A 3422-nucleotide genomic window follows, 5' to 3' on the forward strand; every position below is an offset into this window, starting at 1 on the left:
CCATACTCGGGGTGGCCTATAACAGCGACATAGACAAGGCGCTGGAGGTCGTGCGCAAGGTGTTGGGTGATCTACCGGATGTGGATGCAAGCAATTCGCAGGTAGGTATCGACGAATTTGCCGACAGCTCGATCAATATCAGCGTTCGGTTCTGGCTACCGACGCAGCGTTTTCATTCGTTGCGATTTGCTGTCAATCAGGCGCTGTTAAACGCCCTGCGCGAAGCAGACATTGTGATTGCGTTTCCGCAGCGGGAAGTGCGATTGCTGGGTGACGCTCAAACCTGAAATGCCTGAGCCTAAAGAGCTCAGGCCTGACGTGAGGATTCAACGGTGGCCTGCGGCTGCGCGTCGTGTGAAATACTGCCGCCGCGAACAATCAACAAACCGGCGCACGAGAAAATGCTAACGATGGAAGCACACAAGAAAACTTCGAGAACAGTCATTGGGGGCCCCTGGATTAATGCGAGCAAAGTTGGTTAGCGGCGAGTCGACCGGAAATCAGCACGTAGGCCACTCCTGAGAGAGAGAACGCAATACTGAGTAACACCGTAGAAGACAACATAACCATAACCTCGTAAACAATGCCGACACTCTACAGAAGAGCCTGGCGCGCTAGCATTCGGGAAATCCCTTACTGCGCCAGATCTTGCTTTTGTGAACGGCGTTGCAGAAAGGCCAGAGAACGTGCGTAGACAAAACCTACCGCTAACAGGCAAACAAGACCGGCACCAAACACACAAGCCATCACTGCACGCATTTTCACACCTCAAGACCAAGACACATATTCACAGTATTGTTTATTACGCGGCATAGCGTTATCCGGTCTTTCACCTACCCCACACGACAGCCATGCCTTACAAGGTGTGCGTGATACGGCCGCGCTGGCGCCATCGCTCACGCAACAGCAGCCTCACCAACCGCAGCTTTTCGCGCGCTTTGCGCCAGCGATAGGCGCTTTCACGCGGCTCGGGCAGCGACAGCCACAGGCGCAGCAGATGGCGCCGGCGCTCCGGCTCAGCATGATCTTCGTAAGCTGTACGCGAATGCACAATGGTGTGATTGGAGCAGAGCTGTATGTCGCCCGGCTGCAACGCCATATCCAGATGAATGGCCGGATCACTGGCCAGCGCATCATAGGCATCAAGCAGCGCCGTGTCTTCGGCACTGAGCGGCGCAACACCGTCATAGCGGGCCGCGCTGCGAAAGTAACCGCTGTGGTAAAAGGTTCGCAAAACACCGTTGTAATACCGGCACGGGGTAACCGGAAACGTCTGTAAACCGCCTTCGGCGTGGGCATCGAGCAAAAAAGGGCGAAACAGGCGCTCCACCGGCAGGTTCTGTTTCAGCAGCTCGTTGTAAATGGTCACCGAACTGGCGATGCGGCTCTCGCCACCCTGCTTGGCCGTTTTCAGGCACATCAAGCCCACCACATCGGCTGCGTCGCAGTGAAAGCTAATATTTAAGCGCGTGCGATATTCACGCACCGAGGGGTCGTCGGGATCTACCCCCGTGTCACGCACGTGGCCGAGCAATTCGCCAAAGCGGTTTTGTGCGCCGGGCAAACCCAGATGCCAGCCAAGGCACCAGAAAAAACGCTCGCAGTTTTGCTCCCCCCAACGCTCTACCGGCAAACCGCGCAACACCACAAACCCCCGCCCGCTGCGCAGCGTGTCGCGCCACTGGGTAATCTTGTGGTTGAGCCCCGGCAGGGGAAAATCCACCGCGCGCAGCGCCTCAAGTGGCTTGTCAGTGTTCTGTGCAGCTTTCAGCGCCGCTTCGATTTCTTCCAACTCGGCCGTTGAAAACTGCTCCACCCAATCCTGCTGCCGGCGCAGATCCGCGCCATACCAGGCCGCCTCGGTATTGATGGGCTCATGGGGAATCTGCCCATGGGGCCTACTGTAATAATGCAGGGTTTGCGATGTAATCGAACGATAAGGGGTTGGCATCGACATACCTCTTTCTTCGCGAGAGTGTTAACAGTCTGTGTCCCAAGCCGTAGAATACCTGCTCATGCAGTATGCCGGCGAATAACAGGGGGTAAAATGGCTGAGGAATTGAGCTGGGGGGCCGAAATCATCCTCTGGCTTCAGCAATTCCACTCACCGCTGTTTGCCCTGCCCATGCAGGCATTGGGGTGGCTTGGCACCAGCGGCTACCTGCTCCTGCTGCCGGCTGTGGTTTTCTGTATTCAACAGCGGCTGGGCATGCGCCTTGCGATTGTGTTCGGCCTGTCGCTGTTTCTGAACAGCCTGCTGGGCAATCTGTTTGACACCACCCGCCCCGCCGCACAGTTCCCGCAAATTACCGGCGCCAGCAGCGGCTACAGTTTTCCCAGTGGTCACGCCCAACTGGCGGTGGTGTACTGGGGCATGCTGGCCACCCATTTCCGGCACTGGCTGGGCTGGGTTATTGCCGTTGTGATGATAGTTGCCAGCGCCCTAGCCACCCTGTATCTGGGCGCCAACTATCCGCTGGATATTCTCAGCGGCTGGCTGCTCGGCGGCGCCATCGTCTATGGAGTGTGGCGCTGGGAGCCTCAGCTGGAAGAGTACCTAATAGCGCATGGCAAGCTGATGCAGCTGGCCTGCACCCTTGCGGCCACCACGCTGATGTGGGCTTTTGCCGGTTTCTTCCTCCACGATGTGCTTATTACCGGCAGCATCGGCTTTTTTATGGGCTGCTGTCTTGTGGGCATTCTCCACCCGCCGGGGCTCGACCACCTGATATCCTGGCCGGTGCGCATTGCCCGGCTGCTGCTGGGCCTGCTGCTGATGCTATTGATGATCGCCTCCCTGCAACGCGCCGCTGCCTGGCTCGACTGGTCCAGCACCCTCACCTCTCTGGGTGCCATGGCGGTGCTCGGCGGCTGGATGGCCGGCGGGGTGCCCACCATCCTTGATTTCCTTGCCGCCTGGCTGCACAACCGAGGCCACAAAAGCCACGACCATTAGTCCGAACGGCGCATGCCGGAGCAAAAAGGCGTGTGCTAGCCTAGGCCAAAATCATAATAGCGCCGGAGCCCGTCATGTCTGCCCACACTGACCCTTTCAGCCCTCTGACACTGGGCCCAATCACCCTGAAAAACCGTTTTATCAAATCTGGCGCCAACGAAAACATGTACCGTAAGGGTTTTCCCACCAAAGCCCTGCTGAAGCATCACCGCGACCTGGCCGCCGGCGGCATCGCCCTCACCACTATGGCCTACGCGGCAGTGGCCAAAGTGGGCCGCACCTTGCCAGACCAGCTCTGGCTGCGCCCCGAGGTACTGCCGGATCTGAAAGCCATCACCGATGCAGTGCATGCCGAAGGCGGTAAAATTTCCCTGCAACTGACCCACGGCGGCTCTTTCGTTACCAGTATTTTTATCCCCCACCGCACCATCAGCGCTTCTGCCGGGCTGAATGTGGCAGGCCTGTT

The 3422-nt window shown here is 58.1% G+C and carries 6 protein-coding genes; 3 read left to right on the forward strand and 3 right to left on the reverse strand.

The window, feature by feature from the left end; genetic code table 11:
- Positions 1 to 287: mechanosensitive ion channel family protein (locus AC222A_RS18905; protein ID WP_486775453.1), on the forward strand; the 287-nt coding region annotated here is incomplete at its 5' end.
- 20 nt (positions 288 to 307) lie between these two features.
- Here the strand turns inward: AC222A_RS18905 and AC222A_RS18910 are convergent.
- From AC222A_RS18910 to AC222A_RS18920, 3 genes are all read right to left on the reverse strand, one after another.
- Positions 308 to 445 carry a hypothetical protein gene (locus tag AC222A_RS18910; RefSeq protein WP_486775454.1) on the reverse strand — a complete coding sequence of 46 codons (138 nt, stop codon included), beginning with the start codon at positions 443 to 445 and terminating at the stop codon, positions 308 to 310.
- Between the two features lie 188 nt (positions 446 to 633).
- Positions 634 to 759: a hypothetical protein gene (locus tag AC222A_RS18915; RefSeq protein ID WP_372799283.1), complete on the reverse strand. Its 126-nt coding sequence runs from the start codon at positions 757 to 759 to the stop codon at positions 634 to 636.
- 97 nt (positions 760 to 856) lie between these two features.
- Positions 857 to 1957 carry a TauD/TfdA family dioxygenase gene (locus AC222A_RS18920; protein ID WP_486775455.1) on the reverse strand — a complete coding sequence of 367 codons (1101 nt, stop codon included), beginning with the start codon at positions 1955 to 1957 and terminating at the stop codon, positions 857 to 859.
- Between the two features lie 90 nt (positions 1958 to 2047).
- Here AC222A_RS18920 and AC222A_RS18925 point away from each other — a divergent pair, with 90 nt between their 5' ends.
- Both AC222A_RS18925 and AC222A_RS18930 read left to right on the forward strand, forming a co-directional pair.
- The gene (locus AC222A_RS18925; protein ID WP_486775456.1) at positions 2048 to 2956 is read left to right on the forward strand and encodes a phosphatase PAP2 family protein; all 909 of its coding nucleotides are present in this window, start codon (positions 2048 to 2050) and stop codon (positions 2954 to 2956) included.
- 74 nt (positions 2957 to 3030) lie between these two features.
- On the forward strand, positions 3031 to 3422 hold a 392-nt coding region (locus AC222A_RS18930), incomplete at its 3' end, for an oxidoreductase (protein WP_486775457.1).

It is taken from the genome of Litorivivens sp. (assembly GCF_057445395.1).